15 protein-coding genes, 4 tRNA genes and 1 pseudogene are annotated in these 25526 nt (G+C 44.8%); 1 reads left to right on the forward strand and 19 read right to left on the reverse strand.

Going from position 1 to position 25526, the window contains the following annotated elements:
- Positions 1-47 precede the first annotated feature (47 nt).
- The 17 genes and pseudogenes from rpoC to tsaA all read right to left on the reverse strand — a co-directional run bounded on the left by rpoC (position 48) and on the right by tsaA (position 24010).
- The gene (gene rpoC / locus IPL34_RS01870; protein ID WP_296836864.1) at positions 48-4247 is read right to left on the reverse strand and encodes a DNA-directed RNA polymerase subunit beta'; all 4200 of its coding nucleotides are present in this window, start codon (positions 4245-4247) and stop codon (positions 48-50) included.
- Positions 4248-4322: 75 nt separating this feature from the next.
- Positions 4323-8402 carry a DNA-directed RNA polymerase subunit beta gene (gene rpoB / locus IPL34_RS01875; protein ID WP_296836867.1) on the reverse strand — a complete coding sequence of 1360 codons (4080 nt, stop codon included), beginning with the start codon at positions 8400-8402 and terminating at the stop codon, positions 4323-4325.
- 174 nt (positions 8403-8576) lie between these two features.
- A complete protein-coding gene (gene rplL, locus IPL34_RS01880) occupies positions 8577-8954 on the reverse strand; it encodes a 50S ribosomal protein L7/L12 (protein WP_296843028.1) in 378 nt (125 codons plus the stop codon).
- Positions 8955-9013: 59 nt separating this feature from the next.
- Positions 9014-9550 (reverse strand): 50S ribosomal protein L10, encoded by a 537-nt coding sequence (gene rplJ / locus IPL34_RS01885; protein ID WP_296836870.1) that lies wholly within the window; start codon positions 9548-9550, stop codon positions 9014-9016.
- 248 nt (positions 9551-9798) lie between these two features.
- Complete coding sequence (gene rplA, locus IPL34_RS01890; RefSeq protein WP_296836872.1) at positions 9799-10494, reverse strand: 50S ribosomal protein L1; 696 nt, start codon at positions 10492-10494, stop codon at positions 9799-9801.
- Between the two features lie 2 nt (positions 10495-10496).
- Entirely contained in the window at positions 10497-10925 is a 429-nt protein-coding gene (gene rplK / locus IPL34_RS01895) for a 50S ribosomal protein L11 (protein WP_296836875.1), read from the reverse strand.
- Between the two features lie 53 nt (positions 10926-10978).
- Complete coding sequence (gene nusG / locus IPL34_RS01900; RefSeq protein WP_296836878.1) at positions 10979-11512, reverse strand: transcription termination/antitermination protein NusG; 534 nt, start codon at positions 11510-11512, stop codon at positions 10979-10981.
- 2 nt (positions 11513-11514) lie between these two features.
- Positions 11515-11901: a preprotein translocase subunit SecE gene (gene secE / locus IPL34_RS01905; protein WP_296836881.1), complete on the reverse strand. Its 387-nt coding sequence runs from the start codon at positions 11899-11901 to the stop codon at positions 11515-11517.
- Between the two features lie 92 nt (positions 11902-11993).
- A tRNA-Trp gene (locus IPL34_RS01910) sits at positions 11994-12069 on the reverse strand.
- 56 nt (positions 12070-12125) lie between these two features.
- Positions 12126-13315 (reverse strand): annotated as a pseudogene (gene tuf / locus IPL34_RS01915) (elongation factor Tu).
- Between the two features lie 32 nt (positions 13316-13347).
- A tRNA-Thr gene (locus IPL34_RS01920) sits at positions 13348-13423 on the reverse strand.
- A 33-nt stretch (positions 13424-13456) separates the two neighbouring features.
- Positions 13457-13530, reverse strand: a tRNA-Gly gene (locus IPL34_RS01925).
- Positions 13531-13585: 55 nt separating this feature from the next.
- A tRNA-Tyr gene (locus IPL34_RS01930) sits at positions 13586-13670 on the reverse strand.
- A 205-nt stretch (positions 13671-13875) separates the two neighbouring features.
- Positions 13876-19713, reverse strand: a complete 5838-nt coding sequence (locus tag IPL34_RS01935) for a translocation/assembly module TamB domain-containing protein (protein ID WP_296836884.1) — start codon at positions 19711-19713, stop codon at positions 13876-13878.
- Positions 19710-21764, reverse strand: a complete 2055-nt coding sequence (locus IPL34_RS01940) for an autotransporter assembly complex family protein (RefSeq protein ID WP_296836887.1) — start codon at positions 21762-21764, stop codon at positions 19710-19712. Before IPL34_RS01940 ends, IPL34_RS01935 begins: the two co-directional genes overlap by 4 nt.
- A 14-nt stretch (positions 21765-21778) precedes the next feature.
- Positions 21779-23281, reverse strand: a complete 1503-nt coding sequence (gene dacB, locus IPL34_RS01945) for a D-alanyl-D-alanine carboxypeptidase/D-alanyl-D-alanine-endopeptidase (protein ID WP_296836890.1) — start codon at positions 23279-23281, stop codon at positions 21779-21781.
- A gap of 3 nt (positions 23282-23284) precedes the next feature.
- Entirely contained in the window at positions 23285-24010 is a 726-nt protein-coding gene (gene tsaA, locus IPL34_RS01950; RefSeq protein WP_296836893.1) for a tRNA (N6-threonylcarbamoyladenosine(37)-N6)-methyltransferase TrmO, read from the reverse strand.
- A 132-nt stretch (positions 24011-24142) separates the two neighbouring features.
- On the opposite strand from tsaA, the gene IPL34_RS01955 reads away from it, so the two are divergent.
- The gene (locus IPL34_RS01955) at positions 24143-24589 is read left to right on the forward strand and encodes an META domain-containing protein (RefSeq protein ID WP_296836896.1); all 447 of its coding nucleotides are present in this window, start codon (positions 24143-24145) and stop codon (positions 24587-24589) included.
- Positions 24590-24660: 71 nt separating this feature from the next.
- On the opposite strand, the gene IPL34_RS01960 is transcribed toward IPL34_RS01955, so the two are convergent.
- On the reverse strand, positions 24661-24912 hold the full coding sequence (locus tag IPL34_RS01960; RefSeq protein ID WP_296836899.1) for a YfhL family 4Fe-4S dicluster ferredoxin: 252 nt from the start codon (positions 24910-24912) through the stop codon (positions 24661-24663).
- An 86-nt stretch (positions 24913-24998) separates the two neighbouring features.
- Positions 24999-25505, reverse strand: a complete 507-nt coding sequence (gene coaD / locus IPL34_RS01965; protein ID WP_296836903.1) for a pantetheine-phosphate adenylyltransferase — start codon at positions 25503-25505, stop codon at positions 24999-25001.
- Positions 25506-25526 lie beyond the last annotated feature (21 nt).

Raw genomic sequence — 25526 nt, forward strand, 5'->3', positions numbered from 1 at the left:
ATGTTTAGCCACCCTAGTCAAGCACTTGCTTAATAAGACTAAGACTATTAGTCGTCTAGATCACTGTCAGAGTCCATACTAAAATGAATGACAGGCTCCATAGAGGCAGGACGCATATCACTAAACGGAGTAGCCGTTTGGAATTTAGCACGCCGACTTTCGTGATAAGCCAAACCTGTACCGGCTGGAATTAAGCGTCCTACAATGACGTTCTCTTTTAAGCCACGTAAATCATCGCGTGCTCCACGTACTGCCGCCTCGGTCAAGACACGTGTAGTCTCTTGGAAGGATGCAGCCGATACGAATGAGTCAGTCACTAAGGAAGCTTTCGTTATCCCCATCAATACACGTTCATAATGTACCGGTAGTTTACCTTCGGCTACTAAACGACGGTTTTCTTCTACCACACGCCAGTAGTCAGTTTGCTCACCGCGAATGAAATTACTTTCACCCGGATCAATCACATCCACCTTGCGCATCATCTGACGAATGATGACTTCGAGGTGCTTATCATTGATCTTAACCCCTTGCAGGCGGTAAACATCTTGAATCTCTTGGACTAAATAAGCAGAAAGTTCCGTTGCACCACGCAGACGCAGAATGTCATGTGGATTAGGTTCACCATCGACAATCACCTCACCGCGCGTCACCTTCTCCCCTTCAAACACGTCTAGAGTACGCCATTTAGGAATCAGCTCTTCGTATTGCTCACCGTTTTCATCGGTAATAATGATACGCTGCTTACCTTTGGTTTCCTTACCAAACGAAATCGTACCGGTTTTCTCTGCCAGAATGGCTCCATCTTTCGGGCGACGCGCTTCAAACAAGTCAGCTACCCGTGGAAGACCCCCTGTAATATCACGCGTCTTAGAAGAGGCTTGAGGTAGACGAGCTAGAATCTCCCCTACTTCTACAATCGCACCATTGGTAGAGCTAACAATCGCACCTGCTGGCAGAGGATACTGCACGGGGATTTTAGTCCCTTCAAAGTAGATACTATTGCCACCTTCATCCATCAGACGCAAGGTAGGACGCATATCTCGACCAGGACCCGGACGATTGCGCGGATCCATTACCTCAATCGAGGACAGACCTGTAGTCTCGTCGATCTTGGTCTGTACGGTCATATTGTCGATAAAGTCACTAAAGTCAATCCGACCTGATACCTCAGATACGATAGGTTGAGTATGCGGATCCCAAGTCGCTACTTGTTGACCGGCAGTGACAGCCTCACCCTCTTTAACGGATAAGATCGCACCATAAGGGACTTTGTAACGCTCTTTATCGCGTCCGTTGTCATCGACCACACCTAATTCACCAGAGCGTGATACTGCGACCAAGTTACCGTTTTTATTCACTACGGTTTTCATATTAACCAAGTGAATTTTACCGGAGGACTTAATCGAGATATTGTTTTCTGCTGCTGATCGGTTAGCTGCCCCCCCAATGTGGAAGGTACGCATAGTGAGCTGAGTACCGGGTTCACCGATAGATTGTGCCGCCACAACCCCCACTGACTCACCTTTATTGACAAAGTGTCCACGCGATAAATCACGTCCATAGCACATACGGCATACGCCATAGCGTGCCTCACAGGTAATGGCAGAACGCACGACTACTTCGTCAATGCCTAAGGCATCGATTTTCTTAACCCAAGCTTCATCTAATAAGGTTCCGGCAGGGACTAACACGTCATCACCGCGTGTGACATCTTGAGCAACCACACGACCTAACACACGCTCTGCTAAGGCTTCGATTACGTCACCACCCTCAATAATGGGGCGCATGCGAATACCTTGCTCAGTTTTACAGTCATCAATAACGACTACCATATCTTGAGCAACATCTACCAAGCGGCGAGTTAAGTAACCAGAGTTTGCCGTTTTTAACGCTGTATCGGCTAGACCTTTACGCGCACCGTGAGTCGAGATGAAGTATTGAAGAACGTTTAAGCCTTCACGGAAGTTCGAGGTAATCGGTGTTTCGATAATCGAACCATCGGGTTTAGCCATCAAGCCGCGCATACCCGCTAGCTGACGAATCTGAGCCGCAGAACCCCGCGCTCCCGAATCCGCCATCATATAAATCGAGTTAAACGATTCTTGGTTAACGGTTTTACCTTCAGCATCAATCACGGTTTCTTTACCAATTTTCTCCATCATCGCCTGAGCCACGAGGTCATTGGTACGCGCCCAAATATCAACTACCTTGTTATAGCGCTCGCCTTGTGTGACCAATCCGCTAGCAAATTGATACTCGATTTCTTTAACCGCATCTTCTGCCGCTGACAGTAGACCTACTTTCTTTTCAGGGATGATCATGTCATCTGAGCAGAAAGAAACGCCTGAACGTGTAGCATAACGGTAACCGGTATACATCAACTGGTCAGCAAATACGACCGCTTCTTTCATACCCACGCGACGATAAGACTCATTAATGAGCTTAGAAATCGCTTTCTTTTTCAGTGTAGTATTGAACAGTTCAAACGGTAAACCATCAGGCATAATGCTAGTTAAAATCGAGCGACCGACCGTAGTATCGAGTAAACGAGTACGCTTAATGAGCTGACCGTCTTCTTTGATACTATCAGTAATACGCACCTTAACCTTAGCATGTAAGGATACATGACCCGATTCATAAGCACGTTGCGCTTCTTTAGGATCGGCAAAAATCATGCCCTCCCCTTTAGCTGCAATCGCTTCACGCGTCATATAGTACAAGCCCAAAACGATGTCTTGTGACGGTACAATAATCGGATCACCATTAGCTGGTGATAACACATTATTGGTCGACATCATTAAAGCACGAGCTTCTAATTGCGCTTCTAGAGATAACGGTACGTGTACCGCCATTTGGTCACCGTCGAAGTCCGCGTTAAACGCCGCACAGACTAGAGGGTGCAATTGAATCGCTTTACCTTCAATCAGTACCGGTTCAAAGGCTTGGATACCCAAACGGTGTAGAGTAGGTGCACGGTTGAGCATCACAGGATGCTCACGAATCACATCGGCGAGAATATCCCAAACCTCTGGCGTTTCGCGCTCTACTAGCTTTTTAGCCGCTTTAATAGTGGTGGCTAAGCCTTGGCGTTGTAATTTACCAAAGATAAAGGGCTTAAATAACTCCAACGCCATTTTCTTAGGCAAACCACATTGATGTAGGCGTAAAGTCGGACCTACCACAATGACCGAACGACCTGAATAGTCAACCCGCTTACCGAGTAAGTTTTGACGGAAGCGCCCTTGTTTACCCTTAATCATATCGGATAAGGATTTTAAGGGGCGCTTGTTAGAACCGGTAATCGCACGACCACGACGACCATTATCTAACAGCGCATCGACGGCTTCTTGCAGCATACGCTTTTCGTTACGCACGATAATATCGGGCGCATTCAGCTCTAAAAGACGCTTCAAGCGGTTATTACGGTTAATAACGCGACGATATAAATCGTTTAAATCGGATGTTGCGAAACGACCACCATCTAGAGGAACTAAAGGACGTAAGTCGGGAGGCAATACCGGCAATGCATCCATAATCATCCATGAAGGCTGATTACCGGATTGCAGGAAGGACTCCATCACTTTAAGGCGTTTGGTTAAACGCTTTAATTTGGTTTCAGAGTTCGTCTCGGCAATCTCTTCGCGCATCTTATTGATCTCATGTTTCAGATCAATATTGCCCAAAAGCTCTTTAATCGCCTCAGCACCCATCTTAGCGGTAAATTCGTCACCGAACTCTTCTACTGCTTCTAAGTAAGCCTCATCGGACAATAGCTGCCCCATCTCTAAATGAGTCATACCAGGGTCAGTAATAACGAAGGTTTCAAAATACAGAATGCGCTCAATATCACGCAGGGTCATATCAAGCATTAAACCAATACGTGAAGGTAATGATTTTAAGAACCAGATATGTGCAACTGGGCTAGCTAAATCAATATGCCCCATGCGTTCACGACGTACTTTAGTTTGAGTCACCTCAACGCCGCATTTTTCACAAATCACACCACGATGCTTTAAGCGTTTATACTTACCGCATAAGCATTCAAAATCTTTTACTGGGCCAAAAATCTTGGCACAGAATAAACCATCCCGCTCAGGCTTAAAGGTCCGATAGTTAATCGTCTCTGGCTTTTTCACTTCGCCATAAGACCAAGCACGAATTGTCTCAGGTGAAGCTAATCCAATACGGATTGCATCAAACTCCTGAATTTCTTGCTCTTTTTTGTAAATACTCAATAAATCTTTCATCGCTTTGCCCGCTGCATTCAGTCAAAAGGACAAACTAAGCACTTAGGCTTTAAGTACTCAGTAGCTGCTTTCATATTAATCGGTTTCGAGTTCGATATTTAAGCCTAAGGAACGAATTTCTTTCATCAATACATTAAAGGACTCTGGCATACCGGCTACCATCGAGTGATCACCATCGACAATGTTTTTGTACATCTTATTACGACCATTCACATCGTCTGATTTCACAGTGAGCATTTCTTGTAAGGTATAGGCTGCACCATAGGCCTCCAGCGCCCACACCTCCATCTCACCGAAACGTTGACCACCAAACTGTGCTTTACCGCCCAGAGGTTGTTGAGTCACTAAACTATAAGGCCCTGTTGAGCGCCCATGCATTTTGTCATCCACTAAGTGGTTGAGCTTGAGCATGTGCATATACCCTACTGTCACCTTACGCTCAAAAGAGTCACCGGTACGACCGTCATATAATGTGGTTTGACCACCCTCAGGTAGATCAGCCAGACGTAACATCTCTTTAATCTCGGCCTCATGCGCACCGTCGAATACGGGCGTTGCCATAGGCACACCACCACGTAAATTTCCGGCTAGTTCAATGACCTCAGCATCACTTAACTCGGATATATCCCCTTGGCGTGGATTACCTCCGGTTGAGTAAACCTGAGTAATAAATTGACGCAGTTCATCCACTCGTGCTTTGGTATCGATCATGCGTGCAATTTTTTCGCCTAGACCTTTCGCTGCCCAACCTAGGTGGGTTTCTAATACTTGTCCAACGTTCATACGTGAAGGAACCCCTAGAGGATTCAATACGATGTCCACCGTCTGACCATTTTCTAGATAAGGCATATCTTCAACAGGAACAATCTTGGAGACTACCCCTTTATTACCATGACGACCCGCCATTTTGTCACCGGGCTGCATACGGCGCTTAACCGCGATATACACCTTGACCATTTTCATAACGCCAGCGGGTAAATCATCACCAGCGGTCAATTTCTCGCGTTGCTTTTGTAAGCGGGTCTCGTAAGATTTCTTCTTATCTAGTAATTGGTTGTTAAGCACTTCTAGTTGCGCATTCAACAGCTCATCCGCTAGGCGAATTGAGAACCAATCTTTCCGTGCTAAGCCATCCATATACTCTTGAGTAATGGTATCACCTGAGCGCAAACGATTAGGTCCACCATCAGCCACTTGATTCAGCACTAAACGTCCCACACGCTCGTACACGTCTGTTTCGTAAATACGTAATTCATCGAGTAAATCTTTACGTACTTGCTTTAAAGACTCTTCTTGAATCGCTAAAGCCCGTGCATCGCGCTCTACGCCATCCCGCGTAAACACCCGCACGTCGATAACCGTTCCGGTCATGCCCGTGGGCACACGTAAAGAACTGTCTTTAACGTCAGAAGCTTTTTCACCGAAGATAGCACGTAGCAGCTTTTCTTCCGGTGTTAGTTGGCTTTCACCTTTGGGGGTAACTTTACCAACTAAAATATCGTTAGGCTTTACCTCCGCACCCACATGAATAATGCCGCACTCATCTAATTTAGACAGTAAGCTTTCACTCACATTAGGAATATCGGCAGTAATTTCTTCAGGTCCTAACTTCGTATCACGCGCTAAGCAAATGAGCTCTTCGATATGAATAGAGGTATAACGATCCTCATCCACGACGCGCTCCGATAATAAAATCGAATCCTCGAAGTTATAACCATTCCAAGGCATGAAGGCGATGAACATATTTTGTCCTAAAGCCAATTCACCAAGGTCAGTAGACGAACCATCTGCTAATACATCACCCCGTTCAACTACATCGCCTACTTTGACAATAGGGCGTTGATTGATACTGGTATTTTGATTAGAACGGGTGTACTTAATGAGGTTATAAATATCTACCCCACCACGCTCATCCGCTTCACTATCATGTACACGCACTACCACACGGCTGGCATCGACCGAATCAATGACTCCACCGCGTTTAGCTGACACCGTAGAGCCTGAATCAACCGCAACCGCACGCTCCATACCTGTTCCTACTAGAGGCTTATCCGCCCGTAAGCAAGGTACGGCTTGACGTTGCATGTTGGAACCCATCAAGGCGCGGTTCGCATCGTCATGCTCCAAAAACGGAATCAAGGAAGCAGCCACGGATACAATTTGCTTAGGCGATACGTCCATGTATTGCACGCGCTCAGCAGGCATTAGAGTAAATTCGTTTTTATGACGGCAAGTCACAAACTCACTCGCAAATGAACCATCGGCATTTAATTCAGCATTGGCTTGTGCAATAACGAACTGAGACTCTTCAATAGCCGATAGGTAATCAACATCAGACGTTACTTTACCATCCACAATACGGCGATAAGGCGTCTCTAGGAAACCATATTCATTAGTACGCGCATATACGGACAATGAGTTGATAAGACCGATATTAGGCCCCTCAGGCGTCTCAATCGGGCAAACACGACCGTAGTGAGTCGGATGAACGTCACGTACCTCAAAGCCTGCACGCTCACGCGTTAAACCACCAGGGCCTAAAGCAGAGATACGACGCTTATGTGTTACTTCAGATAATGGATTATTTTGATCCATGAACTGAGAAAGCTGACTAGAACCAAAGAACTCTTTAATCGCTGCGGATACAGGCTTGGAGTTAACCAACTCTTGTGGCATCAGCCCTTCGCTTTCTGCCATAGTGAGGCGTTCTTTTACTGCACGCTCAACCCGTACCAAACCGATACGGAAGGCATTTTCAGCCATCTCGCCAACACTACGAATACGACGATTACCTAAATGGTCAATATCATCAACATCATCCCGACCATCACAAATATCAATCAGCTTCTTAAGGACTGCTAAAATATCTTCTTGGTCTAATACGCCACTACCCGTTGATTCTTCACGACCTAGACGGCGATTAAACTTCATGCGACCTACCGCCGATAGGTCATAACGCTCTTCAGTAAAGAATAAGTTATTGAATAAGTTTTCGGCTGATTCCTTAGTCGGCGGCTCGCCGGGGCGCATCATACGATAGATTTCTACCTGCGCTTCTAAGGGTGAATGGGTAGGATCAATTCTAATAGTATTAGAAATAAACGCACCGCGATCTAATTCATTGGTGAATAGAATACGGAAATCTTCAACACGATTATCTCTGAATTTTTCTAATAGATCGTTAGTGACCTCGGTATTAGCTTGCGCTAGTAACTCACCTGTAAACGTATCCACCACATTATGGGCAATGACTTTGCCTACAATATAGTCAGTCGGCACTAATAACTTATTCAGTTTAGCCTCATCCAGTTTACGGATATGCTTAGCGGTAATACGACGCCCAGCTTCTACTAACACCTCATTATTAATCTTAATATCAAATGAGGCTAACTCACCGCGTAGACGATCCGGCACTAGATCAATTTCAACTTTATCTAAACCTAAATGCACGCGAGTGGTATCGAAGTAATAGTCTAAAATCTGCTCATTATCCATGCCTAAGGCACGTAATAAGATGGTAGCAGGCAATTTACGCCGGCGGTCAATGCGCACGAAAATTGAATCTTTAGGATCTAATTCAAAATCCAACCATGAACCACGATACGGAATAACCCGTGCACTGTGTAATAACTTGCCTGCGGTATTGGATTTGCCTTTGTCATGCTCAAAGAATACGCCCGGAGAGCGATGTAATTGCGATACAATCACGCGCTCAGTACCATTAATGATAAAAGTACCTTTGTCGGTCATTAAAGGCAGTTCACCTAAATAAACATCCTGCTCTTTAATCGCTTTGACTATCTTAGCCCCAGCCGGTGCATCTTTGTCATTAATGACTAAACGTAATTTAACCCGCAAGGAAGCTGCATAGGTTAAACCACGTAATTGGCACTCTTGCACATCAAAAACAGGCTCAGCCAAACGGTAATCTACATACTCTAAAGACACATAGCCGTTATAGCTTATGATCGGGAACACAGATGAGAATGCCGCATGTAAACCTTGTTGCGACCGCTTATCGACTGTTTTGTCGAGTTGTAAAAAGCCGTCGTATGATTCCAGTTGGATAGCGAGAAGTTCAGGCACTTCTAACACTTGCTCACGTTTACCGAAATCTTTACGGATTCGTTTTTTCTCAGTATAACTCAGTCCCATCGTGTTTCCTCACTTGGAATCAGACTTTTAAATGACCCCAACGGTCATTCCTAATAACATCGTTTATTGCCTACTATATAAGCGGCAAAAGGCCGACAGCGCAACTACACTGTCAGCCTCTAAAGTTTAGGTAGGATCAATTGCTAACAAACAACATACCTACTCAAAACACTATTACTTAATCTCAACTTTAGCGCCAGCTTCTTCAAGCTTCTTCTTAACATCTTCAGCTTCAGCTTTAGGAGCTGCTTCTTTAACAGTAGAAGGAACGCCTTCAACCAGTGCTTTGGCTTCTTTTAAGCCTAAACCAGTTAGTTCACGCACTACTTTAATAACGCCGATTTTGTTTTCACCGAAGCTAGTCATTACCACGTTGAATTCGGTTTGCTCTTCAACAGGAGCAGCCGCTTCACCAGCACCACCAGCAACAGCAACTGTTTGAACAGCAGCAGTTACACCAAATTTTTCTTCAATTGCAGCAATTAATTCTACAATTTCAGTTACAGTCATGTTGGCAAATGCTTCCAACAAATCGGGCAGAGAAATCGCCATCGCCATTTTGTTTATCTCCAAAAAACCTAAATCAGTATGAGTATCGTAAAATCAAGTTATCAAGCTGCGTCAGCTTCAGCAGGTGCTGGAGCACCGCCATCTTTCTGGTCACGCAATGCAGCAAGAGTACGAGCAAATTTATCCAACGGAGCACGTAGAACAGCAGCTAAAGTAGCCAAAGCTTGTTCACGAGTCGGTAACTTAGCTAAGCGCTCTAATTCAGATCCGGGCAAAGTTTGACCATCGATAGTCACAAACTTCACTTCTAACTTATCTGCATTAGCTTTATCTGCTTTTAAAAAGTCACGTAATAAACGTGCTGCTGAACCCGGATCTTCTTGAGAAAACGCTAGCACCATAGGACCAGTTAAGTTTTCACCTAAAGATTCAAAGTTCGTATCTTTTACAGCGATACGCGCTAAGTTATTTTTTACCACCCGTAAATACACGCCAGAAGAACGTGCTTTCTTACGTAATGAGGTTAATTGCCCTGCACTCAGACCACGGTTTTCAGCTGCAACCGCAGAATGAGCACTCGCAGCGACTGCGGCCACTTCAGAGACAACTTGTTTTTTCTCTTCCAGTGTTAATGCCACGTTATCTACTCCTGGTTCGGCGGAAAAACCACCGTTAATCAATCAAACACCATTTTCATTATGTTTGAAGGAAACAGCGCCCCAAACCAATACTGACTCGGGTTACGCCATCTACGCAGGCTTTACCTAGAGGTATCATTAAGTTAAAGACTTAACACCTGCGGTCTTTGACGACATACATCATGTATATCTAGTGCCTCACGGCAGCTCACATCCTTGTGAACGAAGGCTTAAAAGCCTTGAATTGATTAATAGCTTAAGCTAGAGCTATCAACGCGCACGCCAGCACCCATCGTAGTGGATACCGCGACTGCTTTGAGATAAACACCTTTAGCACTGGAAGGCTTAGCTTTCACTAAGTCAGAAACTAAGGCGTTAATGTTTTCAACTAATTTATCAGTAGCAAAGTCAACATTACCAACGGCTGCATGAATAATACCCGCTTTATCAGTACGATAACGTACTTGACCTGCTTTAGCATTTCTTACCGCAGTAGCTACGTCTGGAGTGACAGTACCTACTTTAGGGTTAGGCATTAAACCGCGTGGACCTAAAATTTGACCTAATTGACCTACCACACGCATAGCATCAGGACTAGCGATGACCACATCAAAGTCCATGCGACCGCCTTTAATTTCAGCCGCTAAATCATCAAAGCCGACAATATCGGCACCGGCTGCACGCGCAGCTTCAGCATTAGCACCTTGAGTAAAGACTGCTACTCGTACTGACTTACCATTACCATTAGGTAATACGGTAGCACCACGTACTACTTGGTCTGATTTACGTGGATCAACGCCTAAATTAATAGCGACATCCACACTTTCGACAAATTTAGCGCGGGGCAAAGATTTTAAAACATCTAATGCTTCTGCCAAAGCATAGGATTTCTCACGAGATACTACTGCACGGATTGCTTGTTGACGCTTAGAAAGTTTTGCCATGATTAAATCTCCACTTCCAAGCCCATACTACGAGCGCTACCTGCGATAGTACGTACTGCTGCATCAAGATCAGCCGCTGTTAAATCAGGTTCTTTAGCCTTGGCAATATCTTCTAATTGCGCACGCGTAACCTTACCTACTTTCTGCGTATTAGGACGGCTGCTACCAGACTTAATGCCCGCTGCTTTCTTTAATAAGATAGTGGCAGGTGGTGTTTTAGTAACAAAGGTAAAGCTTTTATCAGTGTAAACGGTAATCACGACTGGAATCGGTAAACCAACTTCTAAACCCTGAGTAGCCGCATTGAATGCTTTACAAAACTCCATAATGTTCACGCCTTTTTGACCTAAAGCGGGACCAACTGGAGGACTAGGATTTGCTTTACCAGCAGCGACTTGTAGCTTGATATAGCTACTAACTTTCTTTGCCATATGAACACCTATGCGGGTAATAACGCCTTACGGCTCCCCATTAAATTAATCTATTAAGCCTTTTCGACTTGATAGAACTCAAGCTCAACGGGCGTTGAGCGACCAAAAATCTGTACCGCAACGAGTAAACGACTTTTTTCGTAGTTAACTTCTTCCACTACGCCGTTGAAATCTTTGAATGGACCATCATTAACACGTACTACTTCACCCGCATCGAAAATGACCTTAGGTTTAGGTTTTTCCGCACCTTCCTCGATACGGTTTAAAATGGCGTCAACTTCTTTTTTAGAAATAGGTGCCGGTTTGTCGCTAGTACCACCGATGAAACCTAGCACTTTGGGCACTTCATTGACCATATGCCACGTTTCATCATTCATTTCCATCTCAACTAGGACATAACCCGGAAAGAATTTACGTTCACTACGACGTTTATGTCCCTCGCGTACTTCTACTACTTCCTCAGTTGGCACTAGCACTTGCCCAAACTGATCGGTCATCCCAAAACGATCAATACGCTCTAGCAAAGAACGTTTCACATGAGATTCAAAACCGGAGTATGCCTGCACCACATACCAACGCATTGCCATATTTAGTTTCCTATTAGCAGCTTAATGCCCCAGCCAAGGAACATATCGACTAACCATAAAAAAATGGAAAGAATTAAGACAATAATCATTACCATCATTGTGGTTTGCATGGTTTCAGCACGCGTAGGCCAAACCATCTTGCGTACTTCTAAACGAGAATCTTTGAGAAAGCCTAGTAAGTTCTTACCATTGGCGGTAGTCAAAGCTAAAGCTATACCCGCACCTGCGATAACCAATAAGGCTAAAACTCGAAAAAAAACAGAAACTGGTTCACCTTGCCATGTAGCAAAGTAATAAAAAACACCAATAGAAGCTATAATTAAAATTATAGAGGCAACTAATTTGATAGTATCGAGACCAGAGGATGGCTGTTCTGTAGTACTTGACATGCTATTTAATACCTAGACAGTCAGAAATGACTTTGTTCAATATCCTTAAGCAATACATTTTAAGTAGATACTACACAAAGCCATCTTAAAGATGGCAGGCCAAGAGGGAATCGAACCCCCAACCTGCGGTTTTGGAGACCGCCGCTCTGCCAATTGAGCTATTGACCTGTATTAGAAAGAGAGCAGCATTATAACTACTCTCTTTTAATTAATCGAGTATGAAATTACTCAATAATTTTAGCGACGACACCGGCACCGACGGTACGACCACCTTCACGAATCGCAAACCGTAAACCTTCTTCCATCGCAATCGGATTGATCAGGCTTACCACTAATTTTACATTGTCCCCGGCATGACCATCTCTACCCCTTCAGGCAGTTCACACGCACCGGTTACATCCGTGGTACGGAAGTAGAATTGGGGACGATAGCCTTTGAAGAAGGGGGTATGACGACCACCTTCCTCTTTGGACAATACGTACACTTCGGCTTCAAACTTGGAGTGAGGTTTGATAGAACCGGGTTTGCACAGTACTTGACCCCGCTCTACGTCTTCACGCTTAGTACCGCGCAGTAATAAGCCTACGTTGTCACCCGCTTGACCTTGGTCAAGGAGTTTGCGGAACATTTCAACACCCGTCACGGTTGTTTTGGTGGTGGCTCTAATCCCTACGATTTCGACCTCTTCACCGACTTTGATGATGCCGCGTTCAATACGTCCAGTGACGACTGTACCACGACCTGAAATCGAGAATACGTCTTCTACAGGGAGCAGGAAGGCACCATCAATAGCACGCTCAGGCTCAGGAATGTAGGTATCTAATGCGTTAATGAGGGCTTCGATAGAAGGCTCACCAATCGCACTGGTATCACCCGTTAAGGCTGCACGCGCAGAACCTTTGACAATCGGGGTGTCGTCACCGGGGAATTCGTAGTCAGAGAGTAATTCACGTACTTCCATTTCTACGAGTTCTAGTAATTCTTCATCGTCTACAAGGTCACATTTGTTCATGTAAACCACGATGTAGGGTACGCCTACTTGACGAGATAATAAGATGTGCTCACGCGTTTGAGGCATAGGACCATCGGCAGCAGAAACGACTAGGATCGCACCGTCCATTTGAGCCGCACCGGTGATCATGTTCTTAACGTAGTCGGCGTGTCCGGGGCAATCTACGTGCGCATAGTGACGTGCCGCTGATTCATATTCTACGTGTGCCGTCGAAATGGTTATACCCCGTGCTTTTTCTTCGGGTGCTGCGTCAATTTGGTCATACGCTTTCGCTTCACCACCAAACTTGCGCGATTGTACTACCGTTAACGCCGCTGTGAGGGTGGTCTTACCGTGGTCTACGTGACCGATTGTACCCACGTTTACGTGCGGCTTCGTACGCTGGAATTTATCTTTTGCCATTTTGACAAGCACTCCGTCCAAAACTAAATAACTGGTGCCCATAGGCAGAATCGAACTGCCGACCTCATCCTTACCAAGGATGCGCTCTACCGCCTGAGCTATATGGGCAAAACGCTTAAACTACTCAGCCATCAACATATTTGGAGCGGGTGATGGGAATCGAACCCACACCATCAGCTTGGAAGGCTGAGGTTCTACCATTGAACTACACCCGCCTAATGCTCTGATCACTAATCACCGCACGGTTAATGACAGGGATCAAACAGAAGATGGTGGAGGGGGAAGGATTCGAACCTTCGAAGGCTGAGCCAACAAATTTACAGTCTGTCCCCTTTGACCGCTCGGGAACCCCTCCGACTGGAAAGGCACGCATTATCTTGTTATCAAGTTAGAAAGTCAACCTAATAACCATCAAAAACCAGCATTATTTTGAGATAAGTTTTTAATAACTTTATCACCAGTTTTTGAGCTAATTCGTACCTGCTAAAACAGGAGCGCAATCATATAACTAATTAACACTAAAAGCCAGCTTTTTGTAATTTAATTTAGACTTAATAGGTTTAGCGTGTATGTCTTCTAAAAGGCCCTTTGTCTGTATCAATTTTATAAATAAAATCAACACCCTGCTTCTTACCCGACTGAGCCTCTAGCTGTAGACGCTTATTAATCTGATACGTAATGGCGACTCGTTGTAAAGAGTCAAACACACCCACAATATATTTTACATACAGACGCGGCCCCAAACGCTTACCTAATAGTAGTTCACTTTGCCGATAGTCAGTACCTTTAGCATTAATCCCCACCTCATCTAACCCCAAAGCCACTCCCAATTGATTAGCAATACTTTCCCCACCCGTAATACCTAAATTCATAATGGCTTGGCGTAAAATATCAGTATCAGACCCGGATAAGGTACTAGCTGGATGTCCAGTCAACAAATAACTCAAGGTATCACTCTGGGTTTGTATGGGTGAGGAAAAGAGCGTGGATTCAGGGCGACGCACCGTGCCATTCAAGGTAATACCTACCTTAATATCACCATCCTCTACTACCCGCACTGCTTGCACATCTAAGCCCGGATTTTCTAAATTACCATTAAAAATCAGGCGTCCTCGCTCAATTTTTAGGTTTTGTCCATAGGCTTTATAGATACCATTCACAATACTTAAAGACCCTATGCCAATAATATCTTGGCGGGTACGCGCAATTCTCAAGCGTCCTTGCATTTTGGCATCTAAACCAAAACCTGAAAAAACAGCTTTATCACCCAATTCAATAATCACGTCAGGGTTAATAGTCAGAGGCTCATCTTTCGCTTGCAAATTGGGCCGTCCAGCCCCAACAAGATTGCCTCCTTGAGTCCTTTGATACGCTGTAGTGCGCTGCTGTCCACGTTTACCTACAATAACAACATCATTAGAACGACTCACTTGAGCACGCCGCCCCACAATGACTACATCATCAGAACGCACACTAGCTGAGCTAGGTAACTCTCGTAAACTCACCACCATCTCTGGAATAAACACCGAGCCTTGAATATTGACTGTCCCCGGAACAGCAGTCACCCGTAGATTAGGCGAAGCCCATGCTTGAATTTCATGCGTATCCATCAAGAGCAAACGCTCACCCTGTAATTGGACATCCGCCGACCATTTAGGCAGATTAGCAAATTGCATGGTTCCTTTAGCTTGCAGCACACCCGAACCCGCCCGCAATGAGCCACTAATAATGGCGTTTTGAGCATCTACCGTTTGTAGCGTTAAATTAATATCCTGTAATAAAGCGCCTGTTTCCGCCAAATAGGCTTGCCCATTTTGTAAACGTGCAGTGCCACGGATCGCAGGCTTACTTAAAGCTCCCACCACTTCAACATTGATTTGCAGCTGCCCTTTAATGTCCCCTAAGTCAGGCGTCATGCTTTCTAGCCAAGCGACATTGGGGGAGTCGGCACTAATCAGTGCTTGTATGCGGTGATCCCCTTTTTCGACTAATTCAATACGCCCATCAAGCTTCACTGCGCCATACTGATCTACTTGCGTCTGACCTTGTAGGCTGATGGTTTTGCCTACTAACGTCACTACTACTTGAGCATCACGATAGGTATATTGTTCAAACTGACCATTCGCTTGGCGCACTTGCAGGGTATTATCAGGAAAACGTAAATTAGCCTGTCCTGAGCCTTGACCATTGCGCCATACCACTTGATAGGAGCCTTCGACCACTCCCGCTAGTTTAATAGTCTCTGGCAACCACGGTTTTAACATCACCAGTGGCATATTTTGGATACGCCCCGAAGCTGCGACCCCCGCACTAGAGAGCGCAGGTTGAGCACAGAGATTACCCTGACCATTAGAGAGGCATATTTCCCCACTTGCCCACTGCCCTTTACCAATCTGCACATTCACAGGGCGAGTAATGCGCCAATTGCCGGCTGGAGTATCTCTTAAATCGGCGGATTGAATCGTTCCTGCCCACGTATTATTTTGCCAACGCCCAACGGCACTTAGATCAACCTTACCCTCTTTATGCACGGCACTTAAACGTACTTTATGATTGTCCGCTGTTCCTTGCGCCTCTAGCACTGCCTGACTAATGAGCTGCTCACCTTGGCGTATCCCTTTGAGGGTGGCATTAGCGCGATATTGCCCGCCACTTTGCCCAATATCAGCCGTGAGGCTTTCTATGCTTAAATCTTGATAACGTAATTGGCTGCCTTTAATTTGCCCTTGAACTTGAGGCAAAGACCAAGAGCCTTTAGCACTACCCTGACCTTGAATCGTACCTGCTAAACCGGGCATAACCTGAGCGAGTTGTTTAGCATCAATACGCCATTGCACATCAATCGGCTCGGTAACTTTGCCCGATAATTGCAGCGCATTACTTCCTGCTCGCACATTACCCTGTTTAACTAACCAGTCTTTACCCTGTTGAGTTACTTGCCCGGTGGCATCAAGCGGATGATCATTTAATTGCCCTACTAGCTGATCGATAGCAATACTTAACTCAGAACCATCGATGCGACTCGTTAAACTACCACGTCCTTTTAAATTACCTTTTAAGCTCCGATGCAATTGGTTTAAATTTTTACCGTCTAACTGCCAACGTACCGACACGCGGTCTGAAGCTTGACCACTGAGCAATAGACGATTTTGCCCTACATCCACACTGAAGCCTTCCGTACTAAAGGCATTATTGCGACGAGTAATAGAACCACGCGCTGCTAAAGGATAGTCGCGTAATTTTCCATTTAATTGACTAATGCTAATGGTCAGGTTGGAGCCATCTACCGCCCCCTCAATACGCCCATTACCTTGTAGATTGCCTTGCAATTCGGGATGAATTTGATTGAGGTTTTTAGCATCCAATGACCAATTAACTCCTAGACGATTAGAGGCTTGACCGTTTAGCACTAGGCGGTTTTGCCCTAAATTAATGGCTAAGTCTTTAGCCGATAATTGCTTATCACGTAAGCCTACTTGACCTGTTGCGGTGAGTGGATATTGAAGGATTTGCCCCTCTAAGGTTTGAATACTGACATCCAGACGGGAGCCATCTAATAATCCTTGTAAGCGTCCACGCCCTTGAACTCGTCCGGTAAGATTAGGCCTAAGTTGTGATAGGTCTTTTAAATCCACTTGCCAATTGACACCAGCACTATCATTAGCATTGCCGTTTAATATGACTTTGTTTTTGCCAGACTCGACCACTAAATCGCGTGCAGTAATAGCCTCCCCTTGGCGCTTTAAGCCTCCTGATGCATTCAAAGGATACCCTTGCACCGATCCAGTGAGCCGTTTAATCGTGACATCTAAACGTGAACCATCCATAGCCCCACTTAAAGTACCAAAACCCTCAGCATTACCTTGCAACTTAGGACTCAAGTGCTCCAAGCGTTGCGCCTTAATACGCCAATCCAAACCTAGGCTATCGCCTGCATTGCCATTGAGTACCAGTTGGTTATCACCTACATTCACCACTAAATCGCGCGCTGAATAGACTTGATCGCGCCGCGCTAATTGTCCCTTAGCATTAATAGGGTATTGATTCACTTTGCCTTCTAAGCGTGTGACATTAATATCTAATTGACTAGCATTCAAAGTCCCTTTCAATGTGCCCCGCCCATTGAGATTACCGCTTAATTTAGGAGATAACTGCCCTAAATCATTAGCACTAATCATCCAATCCAAACCTAGACTATCGCCCGCACTGCCATTGAGCGTGATCTGGTTTTTGCCCGCATCAATCACTACATTACGTGCTTCAAGAACTCTATTTTCAAAATGCAATGCACCCCTAGCTTCTAAAGGTATGTTTTGTATAGTACCTTTGAGGTTTTGTACCCCAATATCGAGTTTTGAGCCATCGATTAAACCTTTGAGATTACCCTGTGCAATCACTTGCCCTTTCAGTTTAGGATTTAATTGCTCTAAGGCTTTGGCATCAACACGCCAATCTAACCCCAAGGTTTCGGCGGCACTACCATTTAGAATAACATTATTATCGCCTAGGGTTAGTACCACATCTTTGGCACTGAGTACCTTATTTTTTAAGCTTAATTGCCCATAACCTTGCAGTGGATACTCCTGCACCATACCGCGCATCCGCGCTATAGTCAGATCAAATTCAGAGCCATCCATCAAACCTTTTAAATTACCCGATGCACTCACATTACCTTTTAATTTAGGGCTGAGAGTCGATAAATTATCCGCCTCTAATTGCCAATTCAGACCTAAAGTATTAGCAGCACTACTACCATCAAAAATGAGGCGATTAGAACCGATCAAAACCTGCATATCTTGAGCGTTCAAAATCTCATCTTTGAGCTGGAGTTGTCCTTGCGCCTGAAGCGGTAGCTTATTAATTTGCCCTTTAAGCCCATCGACATGTAAATTGAAGTGTTTTTTGTCGAGTTGCCCCTCCAAGCGCCCACTGCCACTCAGATTACCTTGCAGTGTTGGTCTGACTTGAGACAGATTTTTGGCATCCACCGTCCATACTAAACCCAAACGATCCTGTGCATCACCATCAAGGGTAATGACATTATCGCCCATGTAAACCCGCACATCACGCGCCGACAGTGCACTATTATTGCGTTCTAACTGCCCGGTAGCTTTAATGGGATAGCCTTGCAAATGACCACTTAACTCTTGAACGTTAACGGCTAATTGAGAACCATCTAAGCGTCCTTTTAATACGCCTTTGCCCTGTAAAGCGCCCTCAAGTTTAGGGCTTAATTGCTTTAATTGAGGGGCATCCAATGACCAATCCATTGCTAAATCTTGATCAGCTTTACCTAATACGGTGAGCTTATTATCACCTACAGACGCATCTAAGCTTTTTACTTCGACTACCCCGAAATCTGAGAGTATCTCCCCTTGAGCCTGTACTGGATAATCTTGTACTGTACCGGTAAGAGTATGAATCACCCAGTGCATAGAGCGCTTGACATTACCCCGCTCACCACTCCACACCACATGCCCCTCTAAAGCGCTGGTAGTACCTAAATTATAATCGGCTAAATCAACACCTTGAGTAGTAGTATCTAGCTGCCACAAAATAGCATCATACCAATTAACATAGCCCTTGGCCTGAGCACCGCTGGCTCCATTCGGATCAGTTAACGTTAATTGATCTAAATCTAACTGCTCCATATTACCGGAGCCTAGCACCTTAACCTCATAACGCGGCGAGTTACGATAAGACCATTGCCCCTGACCCTTGATTTTATACGCGCTATCAGGCCCTGCTAAATCTAGATCGATTGCGCCAATACCTAATACAGGATCAATCGACTCAACTCGCCCCTTAAAAGCGCCTTCGTGCTGACCTCTTAATGCCATTTGCCCCTGAGCACTGAGCATTAAACCTTTATCCGGCTCAGCATGAGTACGCGCTTTAAAGTCTTGGATATACAGCACACCTAAAGCATTATTGGCTTTAATACTGACATCATAGAGCGTCATTGAACTGGGTCCGACCCAAAATTCAAATTGCTTCACGCGCACATCCGAGAGTAAAGCTTCTAATGGTTCCGATAACTCCGGAATCACTACTGGTCCCGGACCTGCGCTAGGGGTTTTAATTACTAAACGGTCGACATAAGCACGAGTTAATTCAGGGCGTAAACCTAACTTAGTATTCAGATCTAAACCTTCAACCGTAACACTCGCCTCCAGCTCCTCTTCTTGCCAGTAAATACGCTTAGCCTTTAAATCACCCCCTAGTGCACCTTCTAAGCCTTCAAAGGTCAATCCCCCCATACGCTGCTCTAATTGCTGCGCAACTAACCTAGTTCCTGTTTGACTAAATAATAAAAACCCCAAGAGTAGTAGCGCCAAAATAATTAGCACTATTACCACCACTAAGGGAGTCCAAATCAGGGAACGGCTTAACTTCACAAGTCAGGTCCTAAACTAAAGTAAAAATGAAAATCTTTAAAATCATCCTTAGGCACTGCCAAATCTACCCGAATCGGTCCTAAAGGAGACTGATAACGTACTCCAGCCCCAAGCCCCCATTTCATGTCGTAACTCGACCAATCTTCAAACGCATTACCTGCATCCACAAAAGCCGCTAAACTTAATTTGTCACGGATAGGCTTTTCAAACTCAGCACTCCCCACAATCAGATGCTTACCTCCTATCACGACATCATTCGCATCTTTAGTGCCTAAAGACTGAAAATCATAGCCACGTACCGAGTTTTGCCCCCCCGCAAAAAACCGTAATGACTTAGGTGTGGTAGTTAAATCATCTGTATAAGTAGTACCTACCGTACCTTGTAAGATCACTTTATTTTTAGACTCTAATGTTTTGAGGTACTTACCTGCTACCTTACCCTGCACCAAGGTCTGATCGCTCAATAAGCCTTGTTTAGACCCTTGTAATTCAGCGGCTAATTGCCAACCTTGAGTAGCATACAGTAGATCATCTGCCTCAGTTTTCTTGACCCTTGCACCTAATAAGGTCAATTGCGACCTTGTTTTCTCACTCCCCTCTGGCTGTGTAGCCTCATAAAGAGTGGATACAAAAGCGGTTTGTTGCCAATCACTATCATTACGACGGTTATAACTAAACTCACTTTTTAACGCCGAGCTTTTAATTTGATTCGTATTGGAACGCTCCCAGCCTGCGCTTAAAGCAGCAAATTCATGTTCAGGCTGCCACAAAGGTACTTTATAGGTAAAACCTAAGGAGGATTCTGGTTGCGAAGCCACCGCTTCTGCGGTCAACTTATGCCCTTTATCATTGACCCAATTGGTGTCCATTTTGACCTCAAAACGGGTCTTAGTATCAGCTCCATACCCTAACTTACCCGTATAGGTATAACGCTTATTACGCTCTGCCTGAATATTCACGGGAATTTGCTTATCCTTAGCGGCATTATGTTGGGGAACAATTTGCACATCCTTATAATAACCGCTCGCCTCTAATAAGCGCTGCTGTTTGAGTAATTGCTCAGAGTCATAATACTCCCCCGGACGCACTTTCAAATGACGTTGTAATACCTCTTGATTCAGTACGTCTTGTTTCACTTCCACCTGACCATAACGATAACGCTCTCCGGTGTTGTAATCTAACACTACCTTGCCTTGACGCTTATCGGGATCAATTTGTAATTCTTTAGTTTTATACTCGGCATCAAAGTAACCTAGCTGATTGGCTTTTTGATTGAGTGTGTCTTTATAGTCCTCATAAGGCTGATGCACCATCACATCCCCTACTTGATAGGGAGGCTTGCGTTGGATTTCCTTAAAATCTTTAGTATTCGCCCCCGCCCCTGCAATCTTAATATTCATACCTTGGACGCGAATGGGTTTGCCGGGGTTCACGGCTACATTTAACACCCAACAGCCTTCACGCCGCGCGGAAGTCATTTTAAATTGCGCATCAAAGTAGCCCATCGCTTCGGCGGCCTCTTGAAGTTTAGGTTGGGCAGCCTCTATAAAACGCTCAATACGTTCAGCAGAAGTAGCGCAATTTAAACGCCGCTTGGAGGGCAAAAAAGCAATAATATTTTCTGATAATGCTTTATCGGCTCCACTGACCAAGGTTTTAACCGGAGACTCCTCTGTTTTACCTTTAGCATTGGCTTTAGTGGTTTTAGTTTTGGGATAAAGTTTTCCAGCAGGGTCTTCGCCTAGAGTAGGCGCTTCATCGGGTAAGCGCCTAAAATCATCCATTCCCCCTACCGTAGGATCAGCAGGGCTATTAATTTCTTCCGCTAATTCCGTCGGTGCAGTCAACGCTGGATCAATAGCCCTAGGTTCAAGGCTAGGTAAAGTATTTATCCCTGAATCTAACGAGGCTAAGGCTTCCTCAGCAGATAGGCCGGTATCCACAGCGGGTAAAGAAGTCTCCAACTCTAAAGGCGGTAGAGTGGCTGCTGTTACCCCTGAAGTACTGACCAAACAGGTTAATACTAACCAACGTACATCCCAATGTTTCATACCAAAAACCTATGTCATTGATTAAATGCCCACTCTAATAAGGCATCTTGAACAGCCCGCCCTGCCGATACATGCCGACCATGATGTTGAATCACTACAATGAGCTGCTTACCAGTTTGAGTGAGCAAGAAACCTGATAAGGCGGAAACATCATTTAAAGTACCCGTTTTTAAGTGTGCTTGACCGCGTAGGGCTTGGTGGCGAAAGCGTTTGAGTAAAGTGCCATCCTCGCCCAATAATGGCAAGGAAGAAATAAATTCAGGCATATAAGCATCACGCCAGATTAGATTCAACATTTGCCCCATTTGTCGTGCGGTGAGACGTTCATCACGGGATAGGCCCGCTCCATTTTCGATGACCAAGCCCTGAGTATTAATGCCTACTGAGTTTAAGTAGGTCTTAATCACTTCACTGCCTTTTGCAGTCGTCCCCGGAACACCAATACCCTTTGCTCCTAAGGTCAGCAATAATTGGCGGGTCATTACATTATTGCTCCACTTATTAATTGCGCGAATTTGATCGATAAGTGGTGCTGAATAGTAAGTGTAGAACAGTTGGTCGGAGGATTGAGCGATACCGACTTGATCAGTTCCGCTAATCGTACCCCCTAGTTGTTGCCAAAATTGACGAAATGCTTGAGCGGCGTGAATACTCGGCGAACTCATCAAGCGCATAATAAACTGCTGTCCGCACTCAGTCGCATAATCACCACGAATTAACATCGCACCCGCGTCTTGGCGCACAAAGACCGGATTATAGTTTTCCTCCGTACAACGCCCCTCGCGTAACATCATTTGATTATCTAGCTTAGCAATCGCCCCTTCGGGAAAAGTGGTAATCTCAACTTTATTGGTCAGTGCATTAGGAGAAAATAAAAAGCGCGTGGCTTGAAAATTAAACATCAAAGCCGAGGGTATAGCGTTATAAACACGCTCTGGTGTTTTATCAAATTGCTGATTGAGCTGTTCGGGCACATCGAAATAGCTATTATCTATAATTAGATTGCCCTGAATATCTTTTAAACCTTTGGCTCGCAAATCAAACATGAGCTGCCAAAAATTTTCATAGATTAGATACGGATCACCATAACCTTTAAGAATCAAATCACCCTGCAATACGCCATTATTAACGGTTCCCCGCGTCCAGACCTCTGTTTTCCAACGCCATGCTGGACCTAATTCTTTCAACGCTGTCCAAGTGGTGAGTAACTTCATGGTTGATGCTGGATTGCGTGGAGTATCGATCTCATGTTCGACCAAAGGTTTAGGGGTATTGACCTCTTGAATCAGAATACTGAGTTCATCGGCTGGAATTTTATGTTTTTGAATTAAAGCTACGACTTTTTCAGGTAGATGTTTTAATTCAGGTGCGATAGTCGCTTCAGTAGTTTGCGGATCTTTAGTTTTATTATTAGTATCGTTGGCGGGTTTAGCATAGGCTACTGAATGCGCTAAAATTAGGCTTGCTAGTAGGCTTAATAACCAGCCACGTAATGGATAAATATTCAAGTGATACATTCCCTAATGCTTAGTCTGAGGTAGAGAACTCTTTGGACTTAGGTCTAATACCTCAATGCCATCAGCGTCATAACGCCAATGTAGATCAAAATCATATAATCGCATCCCATATGCGCGTGAATCTTTTAGTGTTGTGCGATAAGCAGGACGCGGGTCTTGTTGCAGAATTTGGCGAATCAACAGCTCCATATTCACCTGCCATTGTGTAGATTTTTGCTGACACTGCACTGAAGCACTCTTAGAAAAACGCACCTGAAGCACCTCACACGGGGCTTGCTGAGCATATCCGGCCTGTGCATCGGGTATAGCTTCAACATAGGGAAGATAAGGTTTAATATCTAAGATAGGCGTACCATCTAGTAAATCAGCACCCTGTAAATCTAAACATACCTGTCTATTATGCTCAACCATAGAGACTAAGCGTACTACTGATAAGCCTAATGCATTAGGGCGAAAGGTAGAGCGGGTGGCGAATACGCCTACACGCTGATTTCCACCCAAACGCGGCGGGCGTACTGTAGGATGCCAGCCCTGTGCTGCGGTCATATGAAACCGAAAAATGATCCAAATATGGGAAAACTCATCTAATCCGCGCACACTCTCTAAGGAAAAAGTATCCAATAGCACAATCCGCGCCTTAGCCTCTGAGACTAAATTGGGCTGACGCGGAATACCAAATTTTTCTTGATAGCACGATTGCACATAGCCAATAGGCTGGATATTAAACACTCCCTCGCCTCACTTTCCGGTCATCCTGATTTAGTTGTGTCTCTGTCGCGGTTTTATGACCATATTAGGTTGAACCTTAGTGGTTATGACCTATCTCATATCATAATAATAACATTCCTGAGCAGGCTATCGATGATTACCTTTATCCAGCGCCAACGCTGGCGACTTAGTTTAACTTTATTGGGCTGTTTACTATTAATACTTAATGGTTGCAATACTAAAACCAATCCTCGCTCTATTAACTATCAGCTCCTCAATCAATCCCAATGGGTGTTGAGCAAAAGCGTGAACCAACTGCCCCGCCCTGTGAGCATCAGCTTTGAACGCGGACGCATGAATGGCTTTAATGGTTGTAATAGTTATTCGGGTAGTTATTTGGCAAGTGAGGATGGAACGTTGGTACTCGGTCAACCTAGTGTCACACGCATGCTCTGCTCAGGAGCGGCGGATGAGATAGAGCGTGACTATATGGCGCAGCTCACTAAAGTCAGAATGTACGCTCTTGTTAGGGGGCAACTCCTACTGCTGGATACTCAACGCAAACCCTTACTCACTTTTCAGGCTCAGCAGTCTAAATAATTGATTTTTAGCACAAAATTATGCCTGCATAAAGCAGGCATAAAAATATTCATTGCACTCAAAAGTCAAACTTAAGACTTAGCCATTAACGCCTCATATTTAAGCATTAACGCCTCCTTAGACTCAACATGATCAGGGTCTTTAGGAATACAATCTACTGGACACACCGCCACGCATTGAGGTTCATCATAGTGACCTACACACTCGGTACAACGAGCAGGGTCAATCACATAAATCTCGTCCCCTGCTGAAATCGCATCATTAGGGCATTCGGGTTCGCATACGTCGCAATTTATACATTCATCAGTAATTATTAGTGCCATAAACTTATTCCTCTCTGAAAGTGATAGCTTAATGTTAACAAGGTCGGGGCAATGCTGCCTATTAACCGAGATTTATCTAGTAGTTCTTAATCAGGCAAAGCATTACGCTCTTGGATCTTAGCTTTGAGCGCCTTTAATACTCTAGGTGAAACAAAGCGCTCCACATCACCTTTTAAGCGTGCGACCTCTTTTACTAATGTAGAAGAGATAAAAGAGAAGCTTTCTCCGGGCATTAAAAACACCGACTCGACATCCGGCGCAAGACTACGGTTCATACTAGCCAACTGAAATTCAAACTCAAAATCGGAAACAGCACGCATACCACGAATCAGGACACTGGCGTGTTGAGCTTTCGCAAACTCCACCAATAATCCCTCAAAACCAATCACTTCAACATTAGACAAACCATGATGCTCAATCTCCGCCTTAATCAAAGCGACACGCTCTTGTAGGGTAAACCACGGCTTTTTTTTAGGATTAGAGGCCACTCCCACAATAATTCGCTCACATAAACGCCGTGAACGTCGAATTAAATCCATATGCCCATTTGTCAAGGGATCAAAGGTCCCTGGGTAAACTGCTGTTACCACCATTACGCTACCTCTCCTGCTAAA

Source organism: Thiofilum sp. (genome assembly GCF_016711335.1).
Taxonomy (GTDB): domain Bacteria; phylum Pseudomonadota; class Gammaproteobacteria; order Thiotrichales; family Thiotrichaceae; genus Thiofilum.

Coding starts and splice junctions, on each gene's coding strand:
- IPL34_RS01960 (WP_296836899.1), bottom strand. CDS start 24,912: ATGGCACTAATAATTACTGATGAATGTATAAATTGCGACGTATGCGAA.
- coaD (WP_296836903.1), bottom strand. CDS start 25,505: ATGGTGGTAACAGCAGTTTACCCAGGGACCTTTGATCCCTTGACAAAT.
- nusG (WP_296836878.1), bottom strand. CDS start 11,512: ATGGCAATGCGTTGGTATGTGGTGCAGGCATACTCCGGTTTTGAATCT.
- IPL34_RS01940 (WP_296836887.1), bottom strand. CDS start 21,764: ATGAAACATTGGGATGTACGTTGGTTAGTATTAACCTGTTTGGTCAGT.
- rplA (WP_296836872.1), bottom strand. CDS start 10,494: ATGGCAAAACTTTCTAAGCGTCAACAAGCAATCCGTGCAGTAGTATCT.
- rplK (WP_296836875.1), bottom strand. CDS start 10,925: ATGGCAAAGAAAGTTAGTAGCTATATCAAGCTACAAGTCGCTGCTGGT.
- rpoB (WP_296836867.1), bottom strand. CDS start 8,402: ATGGGACTGAGTTATACTGAGAAAAAACGAATCCGTAAAGATTTCGGT.
- dacB (WP_296836890.1), bottom strand. CDS start 23,281: ATGTATCACTTGAATATTTATCCATTACGTGGCTGGTTATTAAGCCTA.
- rplL (WP_296843028.1), bottom strand. CDS start 8,954: ATGGCGATTTCTCTGCCCGATTTGTTGGAAGCATTTGCCAACATGACT.
- secE (WP_296836881.1), bottom strand. CDS start 11,901: ATGTCAAGTACTACAGAACAGCCATCCTCTGGTCTCGATACTATCAAA.
- rpoC (WP_296836864.1), bottom strand. CDS start 4,247: ATGAAAGATTTATTGAGTATTTACAAAAAAGAGCAAGAAATTCAGGAG.
- IPL34_RS01955 (WP_296836896.1), top strand. CDS start 24,143: ATGATTACCTTTATCCAGCGCCAACGCTGGCGACTTAGTTTAACTTTA.